This is a genomic window from Ruegeria sp. YS9 (assembly GCF_024628725.1).
GTDB classification, from domain to species: domain Bacteria; phylum Pseudomonadota; class Alphaproteobacteria; order Rhodobacterales; family Rhodobacteraceae; genus Ruegeria; species Ruegeria atlantica_C.
This window is the reverse complement of sequence record NZ_CP102409.1, coordinates 590,782-609,681: the sequence shown is the minus strand read 5'-3', so window position 1 is coordinate 609,681 and position 18,900 is coordinate 590,782. Positions and strand designations below refer to the sequence as shown.

Sequence of the window (18,900 nt, the reverse complement as noted above, 5' to 3'; positions counted from 1 at the left end):
GGTTCCGATTTCGTTGGTGGTCGCGATGCCATCGCCAGTGCTGAAACTTGCGTGGTGCTGCGGCCAATTGAAAACCCAACGAATTGCCGGGGCAAGTCAGATGGGGCAATCGTTTGAACGACGGCGCGGCAAAGAAAAAAGCGGCCCCCTGCCAGAGGCCGCCTTCATTCAGTCTGGCCGCGATCTTATTCCGCTGCCATCGCATCCTCGATCTTTTCGACACGAATGGCCGAGAATTTGAACTCGGGGATCTTGCCGTAAGGGTCGATGGCCGAGTTCGTCAGGATGTTCGCCGCCGCTTCGACATAGGCAAACGGAATGAACACCATGTCTTCGGCAATGGCCCGGTCAGCGCGCACCATGATTTCAATCGAACCGCGACGCGTGGTCAGGCGGATCATTTCGCCCGGATCAATTCCCATCAGCTTCAGAGTGCGCGGGTTCATCGAGCAGTTGGCCTCGGGCTCGACCGCGTCAAGAACCGTTGCCCGGCGGGTCATTGAACCGGTATGCCAATGTTCCAGCTGACGGCCGGTGGTGGCAATCATCGGGTACTCGTCATCGGGCGCCTCATCGGGCGGGATGACGCTGGCCGGTGTGAACCTTGCTTTGCCGCCCGCGCGGGGGAAACCATCACCGAACACGATTGACTGGCCGGGATCGGTTTCGCTGAGCGACGGATAGGTGATCGTCTCGGTTTCCAGCCGTTCCCAGGTGATATTGTCCAGCGACTCCATGGTCAGTTTCATCTCGGCAAAGACCTCAGACACATCGGGATAATCCCAGTTCAGACCGATCCGTTGTGCCAGTTCGACTGTGATCTTCCAATCCTCGCGTGCCTCACCCGGAGGAGCCACGGCCGGACGGACACGCTGAACCTGACGGTTGGTGTTCGACACCGTGCCGTTCTTTTCATACAGCGCCGAGGCCGGCAGGATGATGTCCGCATAGTTCGCGGTTTCGGTCAGGAAGATGTCCTGCACGATCATCAGGTCCAGCTTGGCCAGCGCCTCACGTGCGTGGCCAACATCCGGATCGGACATGGCCGGGTTTTCACCCTGAATGTACATGCCCTTGATGTTGCCCGCATAGGCTTGGTCGATGATCTCGGTGACGGTCAGGCCCTTCTCGTTCGAGAAGTCGTCCGAGTTCCAGACACTGGTGAACTGCGCGCGAATACTGTCATCGGTAACAGTCTTGTAGTCCGGCAGGAACATCGGGATCAGACCTGCGTCCGACGCGCCCTGCACGTTGTTCTGCCCCCGCAGCGGGTGCAGACCCGCGCCCGGCTTGCCCACATTGCCCGTCATCAGGGCAAGGCTGATCAGGCAGCGCGAATTGTCGGTGCCGTGGATATGCTGGCTGACGCCCATGCCCCAGAAGATCAGACCGGCCTTGGCCTGCGCAAAGGTGCGCGCAACGCGGCGCAGCTGATCCGGTTCGATGCCGCAGATCGGTGCCATCGCCTCGGGCGTGAACTGGCGCAGGTGCTCTTTCTCGGCCTCCCAGTTCTCGGTCCAGCGGTGGATGTACTGGCTGTCATACAGCTCTTCCTCGACGATCACGTTCATGATTGCGTTCAGCATCGAGACATCGGCACCGGGCCGGAATTGCAGCATTTCGTCGGCAAACTTGCGCATACCAACGCCGCGCGGGTCCATCACGATCAGCTTGCCGCCGCGCTTGGCGAACTGTTTGAAATAGGTCGCCGCGACGGGATGGTTTTCAATCGGGTTGGCGCCGATGATGATAACCACGTCCGAATTTTCGACCTCATTGAACGTCGCGGTCACGGCACCCGAGCCGACATTCTCGATCAGAGCGGCAACAGACGACGCGTGGCACAGCCGCGTGCAGTGGTCGACATTGTTGTGCTTGAAACCCTGACGGATGAACTTCTGGAACAGATAGGCCTCTTCGTTGGTGCATTTGGCTGAACCAAAGCCCGCAACGCTGCGCGGGTCTTCGTCGCGCAGGGCTTTCAGCCTGGTTGCGGCCAGATCCATCGCCTCTTCCCATGATGCTTCGCGGAAATGGGTCGACAGGTTGCCGGGATCGACGTTCAGCCCCTTCTCGGGCGCGTCCTCGCGCCGGATCAACGGCTTGGTCAGACGATGCGGGTGGTGGATATAGTCGAACCCGAACCGGCCCTTGACGCACAGACGGCCTTCGTTTGCCGGGCCGTTGATACCCTCGACATACTTGACCTTGCCGTCCTTGACCTTCAGCGAAACCTTGCAGCCCACTCCGCAGAACGGGCAGACGCTTTCGGTCTCAGAGTCGTAATCTTTGCTGTCGCCCTGCTGTTGGTCGTCCAGCACGGTTGCAGGCATCAGGGCGCCGGTCGGGCAGGCCTGAACACATTCACCACAAGCGACACAGGTTGAATCGCCCATCGGGTCGTTCTGGTCGAACACCACCTGAGCGGTATGCCCGCGACCAGCCATGCCGATCACGTCATTCACCTGCACGTCGCGACAGGCGCGGACACAGAGGTTGCAGTTGATGCAGGCATCCAGATTGACCCGCATTGCCACATGGCTGTCATCCAGCAGCGGAATCTTCTCGGGCTCTTTCGCCGGAAAACGGCTGTCGCTGACATCGTTCAGCTTGGCCATGTCCCAGAAGTGGCTCGATTTGTCATGCGCCACCTCGGGCTGGTCGGCCACCAACAGTTCCATGACCATGGCGCGCGATTTCTCGGCGCGGTCACTGTCGGTCTTGACCACCATCCCGTCAGCAGCCGGGCGGATGCACGAGGCGACCAGCGTGCGCTCGCCTTCCACCTCGACCATACAGGCGCGGCAGTTGCCATCGGGTTTGTAACCCGGCGCCGGTTTGTGACACAGATGCGGTATCACCAGCCCACGGCCATTGGCCGCTTCCCAGATGGTGGTCCCTTCGGGCACGGTGACGTCATCGCCGTTCAGGTTGAAGGTGACGGTTTTGTTTGGGCTTGCATCAAGCATGGCTCTGTCTCCCTCAGATCTCATTGGCGAAATGTTTCATGACCAGGCGGATCGGGTTCGGGGCCGCCTGCCCCAGGCCGCAGATCGAGGCATCGCCCATCACCTGGCACAGATCTTCCAGCAGGTCTGTGTCCCACGTGTCGGCCTGCATCAGCTTCACCGCCTTTTCGCAGCCCGCCCGGCAGGGGGTGCATTGGCCACAGCTTTCGTCCTCGAAGAACCGCAGCATGTTCAGCGCCGCATCGCGGGCGGTGTCCTGATCGGACAGAACCACAACCGCAGCAGACCCGATAAACGTGCCCAGCGGCTGTAGAGTGTCAAAATCGAGCGGGACGTCGTCGATGCTGGAGGGGAGAAGACCTGACGACGGCCCGCCCGGTTGATACGCCTTGAACACATGACCTTCGGCCATGCCTCCGGCTGCATCAATCACGTCAAGAATGGTCGACCCTGCCGGCAGCAGGTAGACGCCGGGTTTCGCCACCCGGCCCGAGACCGAATAACTGCGAAGCCCCTTGCGACCATTCTTTTCAACAGAATTGAGGATTTCCGGGCCTTCCCGGCAAATCTTGGATACCCAGTAGAGCGTCTCGACATTGTGCACCAGCGTCGGCCGGCCGAATACGCCGACCTGTGCCACGAAAGGCGGGCGGTGACGCGGCAGGCCCTTCTTGCCCTCGATCGACTCGATCATCGCGGATTCTTCACCGCAGATATAGGCGCCTGCACCACGGCGCAGGTCGATATAGCCAGGCTCAACAATTCCGGCATCTTCCAGCGCGGCGATCTCGCGGCGCAGAATTTCCAGAACCGCAGGGTATTCGTCACGCATGTAGATAAAGCAGGTCTCGGCCTCGACCGCCCAGGCGGCGATCAACATGCCTTCAAGGAAGACATGCGGGGTGCGTTCCAGGTAATAGCGGTCCTTGAACGTGCCGGGTTCGCCCTCGTCCCCGTTCACGGCCAGGTAACGCGGGCCGTCATTCATGCGGACAAAGCCCCATTTCTTGCCCGACGGGAAACCTGCGCCACCCAAACCGCGCAGGCCCGAGGCCAGAACCTGTTCCTGAACCTCTTCCCAATCGCCGCCCTCGCGCAATTCATTCAGCTTGGCGTAACCGCCATTCTCGACATAGGCCGAGAAGGTCTCGTAATCAGGCAAATGGGCATGGGTGTCATCCGCAGCAATCGCGGCCTGCACCTTTTCGAGGGTCGCGTGGTCGATATGGTTGTGACCGATTTCCAGCACCGGCGCGGTGTCGCAGCGCCCCATGCAGGGCGCGCGCAGAACGCGCACTTCGGACGGGTCCAGCCCATCCTCCAGCGCTTTTTTCAGCTGTTGCGCGCCGGCCATTTCGCAGGACAGGGAATCACAGACTCGAATGGTCAGCGCGGGCGGCGGTGTTTCACCTTCTTTCACCACGTCGAAATGGGCATAGAAAGTCGCGGTCTCGTAGATCTCGGCCTGCCCGATCCGCATCTCGACGGCCAGCGCGGCGATATGGTCGGCGCTGATATGACCGTGCGTGTCCTGAATCAGGTGCAAATACTCGATCAGCAGGTCGCGGCGGCGTGGGCGGTCGCCCAGCAAGCTTGCAATTTCAGCCTGCGCCTCATCCGTGAACTGACGACCTTTGGGCGTGTGCCGCCCCTTGCCTTTACCTGACTTCCAGACGCCCTTGGGTGCGCCTGATGGCTTGGTGTCTAATGGTGCCATGATGCCCTCCGATTCAGGCCCCGTGTCTCATCAGGCTAGCATATCGTCAAATCGCTTTTTGCAATCACACGATAACGACATCTTATCACCGTAAAGACGTCACCACAGCGCGCAGCGCCTGCACCGTTGGCAGTTCTGGATCGCGGCTTCGTGTCGCCAGACAAATCGGTTTGCTGACAATGGGCTCGATCAGCGGCAGCACCTTTGTCCCTTTCAACTCGCCCAATGCCCGCACAAGGACACGGGGCACAACCGTGGCGGCCAGCCCCTCGCGTGCCATCACCATCGAAGCGGTAAATCCGCTGGTTTCGGCAACCACGTCCGGGTACAAACCCTGATCTTCGAATACATGATCCAGAATACGCCGGTTCTGCATCTGGGGCTCGAGCAGACTTAGCGGGAATTCGGCCACGCGCGCCCAAGGTATCGGACCGGATTCGTCCGTCATATGCGACGGAACCAACAAAACATAGGTTTCCTCGTACAAAGGTTGCACCTGTCGCAGGTCGGTCCCGATGCTGTCGCCATATGTTATCCCGGCATCCAGGCTACCTTCATCCAGCCGGTGTTGAATGGCGGTGGCAGACATGGTTTCGATGCGCGTAACGATGCGCGGATGCGCTTGTCGAAAGCGTTTGGTGAGGCGCCCGGTAAAGGCGATGGCCGTCGGAATCACGCCCAAAATCAACGTGCCGGTGATCTCGCCTCTGGTGGCCAGCACCTGCTGCTCGAGCGCCTTGGTGTCGTCGAGGATGCGCCGCGCCCGCTGGACGATCATCTCGCCCTCTTCTGTCAGGCCCTGAAACCGGTTGGCCCGACGGACGATGGACACGCCCAGCCGATCCTCGAGGTTGCGTATGCGCATGGAAAAGGCGGGCTGCGAAATCCCGCATTCCTCTGCCGCCTTGGCAAAATGCCGATGCCGTGCCAAGGCACTGAGCAATTGCAGGTCGCGAATTTCGATCATCTCAGGGCGTTCCTGTTGGCAGGTCGTTCGTCAGAGTATCGGATATTCGACGGAGGAGAAAAGAGCACAAATTTTGCACCGGCTGCGACTTGTGATTCCCGAACTCAAGTCATTTGCCATGCAGGAACAGTTAAACGCATGATGGCCTCAACCAAGCGAAACAAAGCTGACAAAACCCGGAAATTGTCTTAACTTCCAGAGGCGGAGGTTCAGGATGACGGAACGAATAACAGGTGGGTGCAAATGTGGTCTGGTTCGCTATGCAGGCACCCGACTGAATGTGCCAATGTTTCGTTGTCACTGTCGCGACTGCCAGCAACTCACAGGTTCGGGGCATTCAGAGATGATGCCACTGGTCCTTGGCTCTTTTGAAGTAAGCAATGCTTGCAAAACTTACGAAATGCTGGGCGGGTCGGGCAAACCAACGTTCAGCGGCTTCTGCCCGAACTGTGGAGCGCAGCTTACAAGGCGCAGCAGTCTTATGAATGATCGTATCTATGTTCACGCATCGTCGTTGGATGATCCGCGAAAATACAATCCAGAAAAATCAATCTATCAGGAGTCTGCGCAATCCTGGGATGCAACCTCAGTCGTCGGACAGACGTAAAAGCACAGGACAGTTCAATTCCTGATTTGAGTTGGCGGGCCTCGATACACCAATGCGATTGCGGGTTGTGACGCAATCTCAGGTATTGAACAGGAAATGCATCACATCGCCATCCTTGACGATGTAGCTTTTTCCTTCGGCCCGCATCTTTCCCGCCTCTTTCGCCCCTTGCTCGCCGTTGCAGGCGATGAAGTCGTCATAGGCGATGGTCTCGGCGCGGATGAAACCCTTTTCGAAATCACCATGAATGACACCAGCCGCCTGCGGTGCGGCAGTGCCGGTGCGGATGGTCCAGGCGCGGGCTTCTTTCGGACCGACCGTGAAATAGGTTTCCAGCTTGAGCAGGTCGTAACCGGCACGGATCAGACGGTCGAGGCCGGGCTCTTCCAGACCCATTTCCTCAAGGAACATCTGCGCCTCGTCCGCTTCAAGCAGGCTGATCTCTTCTTCGATCTTGGCGCTGATGATGACATGAGAGTTGCCTTGGGCGGCAGCCATCTCGGCGACCTTCGCCGAATATTCGTTGCCTTCAGCGGCTTCTTCCTCGGACACGTTGCAGACATAAAGAACCGGCTTGGTGGTCAGCAGCTGCAACATCTTCCAGGCCTTGGTGTCCTCGTCCGAAACCTCGACCAGACGCGCAGGTTTGCCGCTCTCCAGCATCTTTTGCGCTTCGGCAAGCAGGCGGTCCTGCTGTTGTGCCTCTTTGTCGTTGCCTTTCAGCTTGCGCACCAGGTTGGCACGGCGCTTTTCGATGCTTTCCAGATCGGCCAGCATCAGCTCGGTCTCGATGGTCTCGGCGTCGGCCACAGGATCGATGCGGCCTTCTACATGGGTCACGTCGCCATCTTCGAAACAGCGCAACACATGGGCGATGGCATCGACCTCGCGAATGTTTGCCAGAAACTGGTTCCCCAGCCCCTCGCCTTTCGAGGCCCCTTTCACCAGACCGGCGATATCCACGAATGTCATGCGCGTCGGGATGATCTGTTTTGACGATGCGATTGCGGCTAACTTGTCGAGCCGCTCATCCGGTACGGCCACATCGCCTACATTGGGCTCGATCGTGCAGAACGGGAAGTTCGCGGCTTGCGCGGCAGCGGTTTTGGTCAACGCATTGAACAGGGTCGACTTGCCCACGTTCGGCAGACCCACGATTCCCATCTTAAAGCCCATAACGGCCTCCTGCATAGAATACGAACGCAGCTTCTATGCAGGTCCGCATCAATGCGCAAGTGATTGCCGGACTACTTTGTTCGAGTCCCTTCGGCCACATCACGAAATTGTTCTCAAATCGTGTTCTTGTCGGTGCTCAAAAACGAAGGGTAGGATAAACAATTAACATAGCGCGACCAAATAAAATGGCAGAAAGACAATAATGGAAAAGCTCCTTCTTGGGGCCGTATTGACGGTCTCCACATTTGCTGCGGCCCAGGCTCAAACGGTTGTTTTTGGTGCTGGATATGCTGATTATTCCGAAGACACATCCGAGGATCAGGGCCTGATTTCACTTGAATATCAGCACAGCCCGTTTCACCAGGCAGCCCGGTTCAGCGCGGGTTGGGGGGCCGCATTGTCGGTTGATGAAAGCGGGAATACACATGTCGGCGCAGGCCTGATCGGCCTGTATTCGCTGAACGAGCGGTGGTTTGTCGAAGGCAGCGTCATGCCAGGCTATTATCACGCTAGCGATGACAAGAACGACCTGGGCGGAGACTTTCAGATCCGCAGCCTTCTGGGCCTTGGATACAGCCTGAACAACGGCAACAGAATGTCGGTTGCGATCACGCATAAATCCAACGCCAGCACCAATGATGAGAACCCTGGTGTAAACGCGGTTCTGCTGCGGTATCATCTGGGCTTCTGACCTATTCCTGCGTTGGCGGGATTGATTTTCGGTCAAAGTTTCTGCACACGGGTCCAAACCCGAGTGCAAGGACATCCGATGACCCGTATCGACGCTAAGTTTGCCGCCCTGAAAGCCGAAGGAAAGAAGGCTTTTGTTGCCTATGTGATGGCAGGGGACCCAGACTATGACACCTCGCTCGACGTGGTCAAAGGCCTGCCCGGTGCCGGTGTGGACATTATCGAACTGGGTTTGCCCTTCACTGATCCAATGGCGGATGGCCCCACCATTCAGGCGGCGGGCCAACGCGCGCTGGATGGCGGGATGACGTTGCAGCGCACATTGGATCTGGCCCGCGCGTTCAGGGAAACAGACGACACAACGCCAATTGTCCTGATGGGGTACTACAACCCGATTTACAGCCGGGGTGTTGAGGCCTTTCTGGCCGATGCCAAAGATGCCGGTATTGACGGGCTGATCATCGTCGATCTGCCGCCCGAGGAAGACGAAGAGCTTTGCTTGCCTGCTCAGGCGGCCGGGCTGAACTTCATTCGTCTTGCAACACCTACCACGGATGACCAGCGCCTGCCGCGCGTTCTGCAAAACACCTCGGGCTTCGTGTACTACGTCTCGATCACAGGCATCACCGGTGCGGCCGAGGCGCAGGCAACGGATGTGGCCCCCGAGGTTGCCCGCATCAAGGCCGCGACCGAACTGCCGGTGATCGTGGGCTTTGGCATCAACACACCCGAGAAGTCCCGCAATATCGCGTCTGTGGCAGATGGTGCCGTAGTCGGATCGGCAATCGTCAGCCAGATCGGTGCAGGCAAACCGGTCGACGAAGTGCTGGGTTTTGTAAAGTCCCTGTCGGATGGCGCCCACAGCGCCTGATCCGGCGGTTAAAACAACACGCTCGAAAGCCTGCCGCAGAATGTTCTGGGGCAGGCTTTTTTTGACCGCCCGACACAAGGCCAGATCATTGCAGCCTTTGACATGCATTGGTAAGGAAAACGAACCAGTAAGTTCGGAGGTCTGAGTCATGCCTGTGATAACCAATATTGAAGACCTCAAGCGCATTTACGAGCGTCGCGTGCCGCGGATGTTCTATGATTACGCTGAAAGCGGCAGCTGGACGGAACAGACATTCCGCGAAAACAGTTCCGACTTTGAAAAGATTCGCCTGCGCCAGCGGGTTGCCGTTGACATGTCCGGACGTTCGACTGCCTCGGAAATGATTGGGCAGCAGGTCTCGATGCCGGTTGCGCTGGCCCCGGTTGGTTTGACGGGGATGCAGCATGCGGACGGAGAGATGAAGGCTGCAAAAGCTGCCGAAGAGTTTGGAGTACCCTTCACCCTTTCAACCATGTCGATCAACTCGATCGAAGACGTGGCCGAGCACACCGAAAAACCATTCTGGTTCCAGCTCTATACGATGAAAGACGCTGACTATGTCAGCCGTCTGATCCAGCGGGCCAAAGACGCCAAGTGTTCGGCGCTGGTGATCACTCTGGATCTGCAGATTCTGGGCCAACGGCACAAAGACCTGAAGAACGGCCTGTCCGCACCACCCAAGCTGACCGCAAAGACCATCGCGAACCTGATGACCAAATGGGCCTGGGGCATTGAAATGCTGGGGGCCAAGCGGCGCGAGTTCGGCAACATCGTGGGACATGTGCAAGGTATCTCGGACGCGTCTTCACTGGGGGCCTGGACCGCTGAACAGTTCGACCCCACCCTCGACTGGAGCAAAGTCGAAAAACTGATGGAACAGTGGGGCGGAAAGGTGATCCTGAAGGGGATACTCGACGCGGAAGATGCCAAAATGGCGGCCAAGCTTGGGGCCGATGCCATTGTCGTGTCGAACCATGGCGGACGTCAGCTGGACGGCGCGCTCAGCTCGATCCGGGTATTGCCCGAGATCATGGACGCTGTTGGCGATGATGTCGAAGTGCATCTGGACAGTGGTATCCGCTCGGGCCAGGACGTGCTCAAAGCGTTGGCGCTGGGGGCCAGGGGGACGTATATCGGCCGCGCATTTGTTTATGGGCTGGGCGCCATGGGCCAGAAAGGCGTCACCACCGCGCTGGAAGTGATCCAGAAGGAACTCGACACAACAATGGCGCTGTGCGGTGAAAAAACCGTCGGCGCGCTGGGGGCGCACAGTCTTCTGGTACCTGAAGATTTCGGTGGTCGTTGGCAAGGTTGATTCCGCGGGAGTTTTGGGGCTCTGCCCCCGCCGCCCGTTCCGGGCGCCTCCCCCGGGATATTTCTGGCCAGATGAAGCAGCGGACCCTTCACTGATCTGGCGAAGAACACTTCGGAACGCGCGGCTGAGCCCCACAATACGGCAAGCTGTGAATTACCCCTTTCCAAACCGGATGAATCGAGATAAGGACGCGGCTTCACGCGGGTATACAGCCTTGGAGGATACCCGCCCTAACATTGGAGAATTATCATGGCTGGAGAGATTCCTGATCTCGTAGCTCTGGAACGGACGGGGACAGGCAAGGGCGCCGCTCGCAAAACACGGCGCGAAGGCATGGTTCCGGGCGTTGTGTTTGGCGGCGACAAAGATCCGCTGCCGATTCAGATTCCGTTCAACGAACTGTTCAAGCGCCTGAAGGCCGGTCGCTTCAAGTCGACCCTGTGGAACCTGAAGGTCGAAGGCCATGAAGACGTTCGCGTCATCTGCCGCGACGTTCAGCGCGATGTCGTCAAAGACCTGCCGACCCACCTGGACCTGATGCGCCTGCGCCGGACCACCAAGATCGCACTGTATATTCCGGTTGAATTCATCAACGAAGATGAAGCCCCCGGCATCAAGAAGGGCGGCGTGCTGACCGTTGTCCGCCCGGAAGTCGAGCTGTTGTGCACCGCAGGTGACATTCCTGAGAAGATCACCGTTGATGTGGCCGGAATGAACATCAACGACGTCGTCACCATTTCGTCGGTTGACCTGCCCGAAGGCACCAAGCCGACCATCGACCGCGACTTCGTAATCGCAAACGTCTCAGCACCGACCGGTCTGTCCACGAGCGACGACGAAGAAGGTGAAGAAGCGGAAGTTGCAGCCGATGAAGTCGAAGTCGTCGGCAAAGAAGAAGAATAAATCCGGATCAAACGTCTGGATTTTGAAACGGGGTTCTGACGAGCCCCGTTTTTTTATGGTCAACACGCGCGGCGCTGGCTGGATTTCCATGGCGATTCCGGGCATCACATAGCCTCGAGGCTACAGAGGCGGAGCATGGTCATGAAACTCTTTGTCGGATTGGGAAACCCTGGGCAGAAATACGCCCGGAACCGGCACAACATCGGGTTTATGGCCGTGGACCGGATTGCGGAAGACCATGGGTTTGGCCCATGGAAATCCAAGTTTCAGGGCGAAATCTCGGAAGGGCGGTTGGGCTCTGAAAAAATCCTGTTGCTGAAACCGCAGACCTTCATGAACCGGTCCGGTCAATCCGTGGGTGAAGCGATGCGGTTCTACAAGCTCGAGTCCACTGATGTTGTCGTGTTCCACGACGAGTTGGACCTCGCCCCGGGCAAAGTGCGGGTAAAGGCGGGCGGTGGACATGCGGGGCATAATGGTCTGCGTTCGATTCACGACCATATTGGCGCCGCCTATGATCGTGTCCGGCTTGGGATCGGACATCCGGGGCGCAAGGAGATGGTCTCGGCTTATGTCCTGAGCGACTTTGCGAAATCCGAGGCGGACTGGCTGGATGACGTCCTTCGGGGTGTTTCGGACGGAGCGCCCCATCTGGCGCGGGACGATGGTGGAAAATTCATGAACGCGGTGGCCCTGCGCACTGCGCCGCCCCGGTCGTCCAAGACGGCTGCCCCGAAAGCCGAAACCGCGCCTAAGGCACCTCCTGAACCACCGGCCGACGAACGGTCCGCCATGCAAAAGCTGTTGGACAGGTTCAAATAGCGCGTCGCCCTCTTTCCGTTACGTCGGCGTTGCGAAAGCGGGACGTCCGCGTTCCAATACCCGCAAGCAAGGGAGGCTATGCGATGCGGTCCATATTGAAGTGGGTTCTGCGCATTGTGCTGGCGTTGGCTCTGGCCGCCGCTGCCGTTGGGCTTTGGAAACGCGAAGAGTTACAGCGCCTGATGGCGGTGAACTCTCTGTTTGCCGAGGACAGGATCGTTCACAACTTTTCCCACATGGATGAAGCATTTCTGACCGTGGATCTGCCACGCGGAAACGCCCCAACATGGGAACTGCCCTACGGCGAAGGTTTCGATCTTCCTGAAGGCACCGACACTTGGATCAATGAACGCTCGGTCACTTCTTTGCTCATCATGCACAACGGCAAGATCCGGTTCGAGGAATACTATCTGGGCACCGGTCCCGATGACCGCCGGATTTCCTGGTCAGTGGCAAAAAGCTATCTGTCGGCGCTTTTCGGCATTCTCCTGCAAGAGGGCGCAATCGAGTCGTTGGATGATCCCGTCGTCAAATACGCCCCCAAACTTGCAGACAGCGCATATAACGCGGCGACAATTCGGAACGTTCTGAACATGGCCAGCGGCGTCATGTTCGACGAGGATTATCTGGACCCGAAGTCTGACATCAACAGGATGGGCCGTGTGATTGCCCTGGGCGGTGAACTGGACGATTTCGCAGCCTCATTGCAGGACAGTTTCGCACCGCCCGGTGAAACTTGGCAATACGTTTCCATAGACACTCATGTTTTGGGCATGGTGATACGCGGGGCGACCGGTCGCAGTGTTGCGGATCTTTTGACGGAAAAAATCCTTCAGCCCCTAGGCCTTGAGCGCGACGGATACTATGTCACCGACGGCGCTGGTGTCGCCTTCGTTCTGGGTGGTTTGAACTTCACGACACGTGACTTTGCGCGGTTCGGGCAAATGATCCTGCAAGATGGGGTATTGAACGGTCGGCAAGTGGTGCCCGCCGACTGGATATTCGAGGCAACTCAACCCAGCGCCCCGACCGCTCAGGGGAAGATTGGGTATGGGTATCAGTGGTGGATTCCACGAGGCGCGCATGAGGGAGAGTTTCTGGCCCGGGGCGTGTATGGGCAATACATTTATTTCAATCAACCTCGCGGCGTTCTGATTGTGTCTACTGGCGCTGATCGGAAATTCCGCGACACTGGCGTAAATGACCAGAATATCGAAATGTTCCGCAAGATCGCAGAAAGCCTGTAAGGTGCCTTCATGCAAAAGCAAGACAGTATCAATGTACTTGGCGGTGTTCTGGCGCCCTGCTCACGCGACCCTCTGACCGGGTTCTTTCGGGATGGTGCATGCAATACCTGCCCCGAGGATCAGGGCAGCCATACCGTTTGTGCCGTGATGACGGCCGAGTTTCTGGCATTCTCGAAATACGTCGGCAATGATCTGAGCACCGCTCGGCCCGAATTCGATTTCCCGGGCCTCAAGCCCGGTGACAGCTGGTGTCTGTGTGCCGGCCGGTTCCTACAGGCCCATGACGAAGGATGCGCCCCAAAGGTTCACCTGGAAGCAACACACCAACGCGCACTCGAGATTGTGCCGCTTGAGATCTTGCTTCAGAACAAGGCGAATGCCTGACAGCCATTGCGCCCGGGCGAGACCTGATCCGCGATCCAGTTTCGCCCCAAGGTCAGAATGCCATTTGCCAGATCAGGCTGATGCTGTAGTTTTCGAAACCGCTTTCACCGATGCCATCGTAGAACACGTTTGCAGCAAGCAAGCTGTTGTTTTCCAGCCGGTAATCCAAGCCCAGATCCGCGCGGGCACGGGCGGTGTCGCCAATCGGTGTCACGCCCGGGGCGGTGCCGGTACCGGAAGTCGTGCTCCAAATCCCTGAAAGCCCGCCCGTCAGCATCATCTCTCCGCGTGACACTTGCAGCGGGTGGCTGAAATCCATACCCAGCCGTGCCGTCGTCAAACTGAAATCCTGCTGTGGGATCAGATTGCCCAGACTATCGGTATAAGCTTTCTGATCGTCACTGGCATAGCTTACGTCCAGCAATGGCATCAATGTCAGGGCACCACGCTTTATCTCACCGGTCACGCGCGACTGGACCAGCCAGCGATCACTGTCGAAACTGTCCTCGTAGGTGCCAAACGGTGAGATGTTGTTGTCGGCTTGTCCATAAAGAACACGCCCCTCGAAAAACACCGCATGATTGGGCATTTTTGCCACCACATAGGGACCAACCAGCCAGCCCGTACCATCCACGCTGGCCGGGCCGTTTTCCGTTTCGGCATAGTCGAACTGAAGCATGGCTCCGATCAACAGGTTCGAACTGACCTGACGATGCGCCCCGACAACAGCCAGTGCATAGGAGCTATCAAAATCATCCTGCGAGCTCCAGTTGCCGGTCACACTGAACCAGACGGGACGCGACGGATCACTGGCGAAATTCAGATACCCTGAGCCCTGCGTGACAGACGTGTCCAGAACACCCGACCCGGACCGTTGCAGAAACTGGGTCAGTTTCGGCTGGTTCGTCACAAGGCTGTTGGCCCGGGCGTTCTGAAACGCCTGAATCTGACGTTGAGCATTTGTCACGGCCTGAAGCGTGCTGACCCTGTTTGATTCCAGGTTCAGATTTCCAGCCGCGTCCGAGAACACCCCTGCGGGAATGAAAAGCTCGATGGTGCCGTTGCTCTGGGGCGTCAAAGTGGCGACATAGCTGGTGCCGGACCCGGTCAGAGTGGCCGTTGCATTGGTGACGGACAGGTCGCCCACGGTGAAATCGGTGCTTGGTTCGCTCAGCGTAATGGTTGCTTGAAACGTTCCGCTGCCGGTCGGCGTCAAGGCTCCGATCGCTGCGGTCGGCTGCGTGGTATCCACCAGAACGCGCGTGTTGACGATTTGGGTGTTTGTTACACCAGACAACGCGATCTCATAGCGATAAAGCGGCCCGCCGACGGATTCGCGTGCGGTGAACGTAATCCCCAGATACCCGTCAGCCGCATAGGTGGAATCCGCGCCATCCTGGCTGAGAATGGTCGCGCCGATATAGCCCAGAGAAGCAAGGCCGGCAGGCGTGATTGCAGTCAGGTTCAGAATGCTGTTGTTGAAATAGAAACTGCCGCCGGGAACCTGCCCCGATCCCCCCAGGGACACAAAGGCAGTGCCTGAAGGCGGGATATTGTTGAAAAAGATACTTCCGCCGTTCGGTGTCGGAATCGAGGTTATGATGAAGCCGCCCCCAAGGGCCGCGCCCTGTTTCGCACTTCCGATCATGAGTGCTGAAATCAGAAAACAGAGGCACAACAGCCTCGAAATAACGGACCTAACCATTTTACCTCCTACAACACCGCGAGGGTGCTAAACACCAGGGTATCCGGGCAGTTTTACTGTGCCCCGAACCGCGTCATCCCTTGTCCCATCCATTGCAGAGACGCCCCTGAACCGGCCGCAACACCGCCAGTTACCCAATAGTTAATTCAATTCTGAGACGCTGTATAGAATTGGAAACGACTCAACTTTGGCGTGCGGGCCACATGGCCGCGCACAAACCGCAAGGCAAAGGTGAAAAATGCCGTAAAACACTTCGGACCCCGGTGTTTTCAGGGTGTCTTCACGGCGAAAGGTCACGGCAAGCCGTGACTGTTCAAGTCACAAGCTCAAAATGTGCCGGTGACAAATTCTCGGCTTCTGCCGGGGTATTCGCAACAATCTCAGATAGAGATAGCAACTGGCAGCCGTCGGGAAACAAAATGCGCGCACAATGAATGATCCAGGTTTCACGGCAGGCGGCGATTCCTCCGGCTTCTGACGTGTCTTCACATGCATCTTGGCGGCGATCTTTGTTGCAGGGCAACCTGCTTTCGGCGGACATGTCACATGTTTGACTACCCTGCACGTCCTGCTTTGGACATTCAGGACGTTTCGCCAAAAAAAAATGTTTTCAAGGCTGCTTGAGCCATCGATCCCAAGTCAGAGCAACCGGGACATGCCGCCCCGGTTTCCAATCAATCTGCCGAACGGCCTTCGGTATCGGACATGTCGAAGTTCAGATACTTGGCCACGGTCTGAACGTCCTTGTCTCCGCGACCACACATGTTCATGCAGATCAAATGATCTTTGGGCAATTCCGGTGCGATCTTCATCACATGGGCCAATGCGTGGCTTGGCTCGAGCGCCGGGATGATCCCCTCGGTTGCGCAGCACAGCTGGAACGCCTCAAGCGCTTCCTTGTCGGTGATCGAGACGTAATTCGCACGGCCAATTTCGTGCAGCCAGGAATGCTCGGGCCCGATGCCCGGATAGTCCAGCCCGGCCGAGATCGAATAACCTTCGAGAATCTGGCCATCGTCATCCTGCAACAGATAGGTCCGATTGCCATGCAGCACGCCCGGCCGACCGCCGGTCAGGGAAGCGCAGTGTTCCATTTTCTCGTTCACACCTTTTCCGCCCGCCTCGACGCCTATGATATTGACGTCCTTGTCGTCGAGGAACGGGTAGAACAGGCCCATCGCGTTCGAACCGCCGCCGATGGCCGCAATGATCGTATCGGGCAACCGGCCTTCGGCCTTCATCATCTGCTCTTTCGCTTCCTTGCCGATGATTGACTGGAAATCGCGGACCATTGCCGGATAGGGGTGCGGGCCAGCCACGGTGCCGATGCAGTAGAACGTGTCACGCACATTTGTCACCCAATCGCGCAATGCATCGTTCATCGCGTCCTTGAGCGTGCCACGACCCGAGGTCACAGGGATCACCTCGGCCCCCAGAAGACGCATGCGGAATACGTTCGGGGCCTGACGCTGTACGTCATGTGCGCCCATGTAGACGATGCATTTCAAGCCAAACTTGGCACACACGGTAGCGGTCGCCACACCGTGTTGCCCTGCCCCGGTTTCAGCAATGATCCGGGTCTTGCCCATGCGCCGCGCCAGAATGATCTGGCCCAGCACGTTGTTGATCTTGTGTGCGCCGGTGTGGTTCAACTCGTCACGTTTCAGATAGATCTTGGCGCCGCCCAGATGCTCGGTCAGGCGCTCGGCATGATACAGGGGCGACGGACGCCCCACATAGTTTGCCCACAAGTCATCCATCTCTGCCCAGAAGGTCGGATCATCCTTGGCCTTGTTGTATTCCTCTTCCAGCGACAGGATCAGCGGCATCAGTGTTTCACTGACAAAACGCCCGCCGAAGATGCCGAAACGTCCCTGTTCGTCAGGGCCGGACATGAAGGAATTGAAAAGATCGTTGGCCATGGGTGTCTCCCTCGTCGTATCTGTTGTTCATAGGTGGTGGCTGCGGGATTTGCCATGGGCAAAACGCATCATTCTGCCGCCTGCGTGCATTGACGCCAGACCTGTATCGCCTGCTCAGAGCTGGCGATACCGATCCATGAGAAGTAGTGAAAACTGTTCATATCGGCCAAGCGGTCTGTTGCCAGCATACGCCATCCCTCCGTTTCGAGAGATACGCAGCAAGTTGTGTATCAGATCACCCAAGAGCGGTTGCAAAGTTGCGGATCAAGTCCGCATCTTTCACACCCGGCGCACTTTCAACACCGGATGACACATCCACCTGACGGGCACCTGTCATCCGGACAGCTTCGGCAACATTCAGGGGTGTCAGGCCACCGGCCAGCATCCAAGGGCGCCGCCAGTATTTCCGTCCGGCCAGCAGCCGCCAATCAAAGGCCAACCCATTGCCGCCCGGCAATTCGGATTCTCTGGGCGGTTTTGCATCGATCAGCAGTTGATCGGCCACTTCCGAGTAAAGATCGATGGCCGCCAGATCCTCGGCCTCGGCCACACCGATGGCTTTCATCACCGGCAAACCAAATCGCTCGCGAATTTCGGAAACCCGTTCGGGCGATTCCCTGCCATGCAGTTGAAGCATATCAAGCGGTACAGTCGAAACGATCCCGTCCAATTCTTCGTCAGTGGCATTCACGACCAAAGCCACCTTGGCAACGCCAACTGGGACCAGATGCGCCAGTTCTACGGCACGCGAAACATCCAGATTGCGCGGCGATTTCGGGAAGAAAACAAACCCGACATAGCCTGCCCCGGCTTCCGCCGCTGCGCGCACGTGATCAGGTGCGGTCAGGCCGCAGATTTTGAACCGAACATCAGGCATAGCGATCAGGCTCAGCTCGCCTCATCCAGAAGGGCAAGAACGTCGTCCTTGCCTTCGTTTTGCTTTTTCTTGAGTTTCTTGACTTCGCGCTCAAGCTTGCGCACTTCGGTCTTCTTCACGGTCGCGTCGCGGCGGTGCTTGTGTTCCCGCAGCCATTCCCACAGGAAGCCAATAACCAATCCTGCTGCCACACCGCCCAAAACCACCAGAAACAGCGGCAGTGACGCGCTGAGGTTAAAACCCAGAAGCTCGGCCAGAGCATCCGGCATCAGTTTCAGTTCAACAGACTGAACATTGGCAAGAGACACGGAAATCAGAACGATCCCGAGGGCCGCCAGAAAAGCATATCGAAGGTAACGCATCATGGTGTCAGGCTTTACCGTTCAATCGATCCCTGAGCAACTTCCCAGTTTTGAAAAACGGTACACATTTTTCTTCGACCTGCACCGTTTCACCCGTGCGCGGGTTGCGCCCAACACGTGCGTCGCGTTTTTTCACGGAAAAGGCACCAAAGCCCCGCAGTTCGACACGGTCACCGCGCGCCATGGCGTCCGTGACTTCTTCGAATACGGTGTTCACGATCCGCTCCACATCACGCTGATAGAGATGCGGGTTTTCGTCAGCGATTTTCTGAATCAATTCTGAACGGATCATGCGTGATACCCTCCCAGGCAGCCGGTGTGACAGGTCTACTGTTTTGACAGTATAGGAAAAAACCCGGAAGGGGG

Annotated in this window: 17 protein-coding genes; 8 read left to right on the top strand and 9 right to left on the bottom strand. The window is 57.8% G+C overall.

Features of this window, described 5'->3' with window-relative positions; translation table 11 throughout:
• Positions 1 to 185 precede the first annotated feature (185 nt).
• The 3 genes from fdhF to NOR97_RS03200 all read right to left on the bottom strand — a co-directional run bounded on the left by fdhF (position 186) and on the right by NOR97_RS03200 (position 5,653).
• Positions 186 to 2,969 (bottom strand): formate dehydrogenase subunit alpha, encoded by a 2,784-nt coding sequence (gene fdhF / locus NOR97_RS03210; RefSeq protein WP_171636784.1) that lies wholly within the window; start codon positions 2,967 to 2,969, stop codon positions 186 to 188.
• 13 nt (positions 2,970 to 2,982) lie between these two features.
• Positions 2,983 to 4,686, bottom strand: coding sequence for an NAD(P)H-dependent oxidoreductase subunit E (locus tag NOR97_RS03205; RefSeq protein ID WP_257600190.1), 1,704 nt, complete (start codon positions 4,684 to 4,686; stop codon positions 2,983 to 2,985).
• Between the two features lie 85 nt (positions 4,687 to 4,771).
• Entirely contained in the window at positions 4,772 to 5,653 is an 882-nt protein-coding gene (locus NOR97_RS03200) for a LysR family transcriptional regulator (RefSeq protein WP_257600189.1), read from the bottom strand.
• A gap of 214 nt (positions 5,654 to 5,867) precedes the next feature.
• Between NOR97_RS03200 and NOR97_RS21185 the strand changes: the two genes are divergently transcribed.
• A complete protein-coding gene (locus tag NOR97_RS21185) occupies positions 5,868 to 6,260 on the top strand; it encodes a GFA family protein (RefSeq protein ID WP_374041595.1) in 393 nt (130 codons plus the stop codon).
• A gap of 78 nt (positions 6,261 to 6,338) precedes the next feature.
• Here the strand turns inward: NOR97_RS21185 and ychF are convergent, their stop codons facing one another.
• A complete protein-coding gene (ychF, locus tag NOR97_RS03195; protein ID WP_170344936.1) occupies positions 6,339 to 7,436 on the bottom strand; it encodes a redox-regulated ATPase YchF in 1,098 nt (365 codons plus the stop codon).
• 202 nt (positions 7,437 to 7,638) lie between these two features.
• Here ychF and NOR97_RS03190 point away from each other — a divergent pair, with 202 nt between their 5' ends.
• From NOR97_RS03190 to NOR97_RS03160, 7 genes are all read left to right on the top strand, one after another.
• A complete protein-coding gene (locus NOR97_RS03190) occupies positions 7,639 to 8,127 on the top strand; it encodes an acyloxyacyl hydrolase (protein ID WP_257600188.1) in 489 nt (162 codons plus the stop codon).
• Between the two features lie 78 nt (positions 8,128 to 8,205).
• The gene (gene trpA, locus NOR97_RS03185) at positions 8,206 to 8,997 is read left to right on the top strand and encodes a tryptophan synthase subunit alpha (RefSeq protein ID WP_170344934.1); all 792 of its coding nucleotides are present in this window, start codon (positions 8,206 to 8,208) and stop codon (positions 8,995 to 8,997) included.
• Between the two features lie 148 nt (positions 8,998 to 9,145).
• Positions 9,146 to 10,312, top strand: coding sequence for an alpha-hydroxy acid oxidase (locus NOR97_RS03180; protein WP_257600187.1), 1,167 nt, complete (start codon positions 9,146 to 9,148; stop codon positions 10,310 to 10,312).
• Between the two features lie 249 nt (positions 10,313 to 10,561).
• Entirely contained in the window at positions 10,562 to 11,215 is a 654-nt protein-coding gene (locus NOR97_RS03175; protein WP_170344932.1) for a 50S ribosomal protein L25/general stress protein Ctc, read from the top strand.
• Between the two features lie 141 nt (positions 11,216 to 11,356).
• A complete protein-coding gene (pth, locus tag NOR97_RS03170; RefSeq protein ID WP_170344931.1) occupies positions 11,357 to 12,037 on the top strand; it encodes an aminoacyl-tRNA hydrolase in 681 nt (226 codons plus the stop codon).
• Positions 12,038 to 12,120: 83 nt separating this feature from the next.
• Positions 12,121 to 13,284, top strand: a complete 1,164-nt coding sequence (locus tag NOR97_RS03165; RefSeq protein WP_257600186.1) for a serine hydrolase — start codon at positions 12,121 to 12,123, stop codon at positions 13,282 to 13,284.
• A 9-nt stretch (positions 13,285 to 13,293) separates the two neighbouring features.
• A complete protein-coding gene (locus tag NOR97_RS03160) occupies positions 13,294 to 13,668 on the top strand; it encodes a DUF2237 family protein (RefSeq protein WP_170344929.1) in 375 nt (124 codons plus the stop codon).
• Positions 13,669 to 13,720: 52 nt separating this feature from the next.
• Here NOR97_RS03160 and NOR97_RS03155 read toward each other — a convergent pair whose 3' ends face one another.
• The 5 genes from NOR97_RS03155 to ihfB form a co-directional block, all read right to left on the bottom strand.
• Entirely contained in the window at positions 13,721 to 15,373 is a 1,653-nt protein-coding gene (locus NOR97_RS03155) for an Ig-like domain-containing protein (RefSeq protein WP_257600185.1), read from the bottom strand.
• 674 nt (positions 15,374 to 16,047) lie between these two features.
• Positions 16,048 to 17,295 carry a tryptophan synthase subunit beta gene (trpB, locus tag NOR97_RS03150; protein ID WP_170344927.1) on the bottom strand — a complete coding sequence of 416 codons (1,248 nt, stop codon included), beginning with the start codon at positions 17,293 to 17,295 and terminating at the stop codon, positions 16,048 to 16,050.
• 235 nt (positions 17,296 to 17,530) lie between these two features.
• Positions 17,531 to 18,172 carry a phosphoribosylanthranilate isomerase gene (locus NOR97_RS03145; RefSeq protein ID WP_257600184.1) on the bottom strand — a complete coding sequence of 214 codons (642 nt, stop codon included), beginning with the start codon at positions 18,170 to 18,172 and terminating at the stop codon, positions 17,531 to 17,533.
• An 11-nt stretch (positions 18,173 to 18,183) separates the two neighbouring features.
• Positions 18,184 to 18,534 (bottom strand): lipopolysaccharide assembly protein LapA domain-containing protein, encoded by a 351-nt coding sequence (locus NOR97_RS03140; protein ID WP_170344925.1) that lies wholly within the window; start codon positions 18,532 to 18,534, stop codon positions 18,184 to 18,186.
• A 7-nt stretch (positions 18,535 to 18,541) separates the two neighbouring features.
• Positions 18,542 to 18,826, bottom strand: a complete 285-nt coding sequence (ihfB, locus tag NOR97_RS03135; RefSeq protein WP_050603110.1) for an integration host factor subunit beta — start codon at positions 18,824 to 18,826, stop codon at positions 18,542 to 18,544.
• Between the last annotated feature and the right edge of the window lie 74 nt (positions 18,827 to 18,900).

Coding starts and splice junctions, on each gene's coding strand:
- NOR97_RS03155 (WP_257600185.1), bottom strand. CDS start 15,373: ATGGTTAGGTCCGTTATTTCGAGGCTGTTGTGCCTCTGTTTTCTGATT.
- pth (WP_170344931.1), top strand. CDS start 11,357: ATGAAACTCTTTGTCGGATTGGGAAACCCTGGGCAGAAATACGCCCGG.
- trpA (WP_170344934.1), top strand. CDS start 8,206: ATGACCCGTATCGACGCTAAGTTTGCCGCCCTGAAAGCCGAAGGAAAG.
- NOR97_RS03190 (WP_257600188.1), top strand. CDS start 7,639: ATGGAAAAGCTCCTTCTTGGGGCCGTATTGACGGTCTCCACATTTGCT.
- NOR97_RS21185 (WP_374041595.1), top strand. CDS start 5,868: ATGACGGAACGAATAACAGGTGGGTGCAAATGTGGTCTGGTTCGCTAT.
- fdhF (WP_171636784.1), bottom strand. CDS start 2,969: ATGCTTGATGCAAGCCCAAACAAAACCGTCACCTTCAACCTGAACGGC.
- NOR97_RS03140 (WP_170344925.1), bottom strand. CDS start 18,534: ATGCGTTACCTTCGATATGCTTTTCTGGCGGCCCTCGGGATCGTTCTG.
- NOR97_RS03160 (WP_170344929.1), top strand. CDS start 13,294: ATGCAAAAGCAAGACAGTATCAATGTACTTGGCGGTGTTCTGGCGCCC.
- ihfB (WP_050603110.1), bottom strand. CDS start 18,826: ATGATCCGTTCAGAATTGATTCAGAAAATCGCTGACGAAAACCCGCAT.
- NOR97_RS03200 (WP_257600189.1), bottom strand. CDS start 5,653: ATGATCGAAATTCGCGACCTGCAATTGCTCAGTGCCTTGGCACGGCAT.
- NOR97_RS03145 (WP_257600184.1), bottom strand. CDS start 18,172: ATGCCTGATGTTCGGTTCAAAATCTGCGGCCTGACCGCACCTGATCAC.
- NOR97_RS03180 (WP_257600187.1), top strand. CDS start 9,146: ATGCCTGTGATAACCAATATTGAAGACCTCAAGCGCATTTACGAGCGT.
- NOR97_RS03205 (WP_257600190.1), bottom strand. CDS start 4,686: ATGGCACCATTAGACACCAAGCCATCAGGCGCACCCAAGGGCGTCTGG.
- ychF (WP_170344936.1), bottom strand. CDS start 7,436: ATGGGCTTTAAGATGGGAATCGTGGGTCTGCCGAACGTGGGCAAGTCG.
- NOR97_RS03165 (WP_257600186.1), top strand. CDS start 12,121: ATGCGGTCCATATTGAAGTGGGTTCTGCGCATTGTGCTGGCGTTGGCT.
- trpB (WP_170344927.1), bottom strand. CDS start 17,295: ATGGCCAACGATCTTTTCAATTCCTTCATGTCCGGCCCTGACGAACAG.
- NOR97_RS03175 (WP_170344932.1), top strand. CDS start 10,562: ATGGCTGGAGAGATTCCTGATCTCGTAGCTCTGGAACGGACGGGGACA.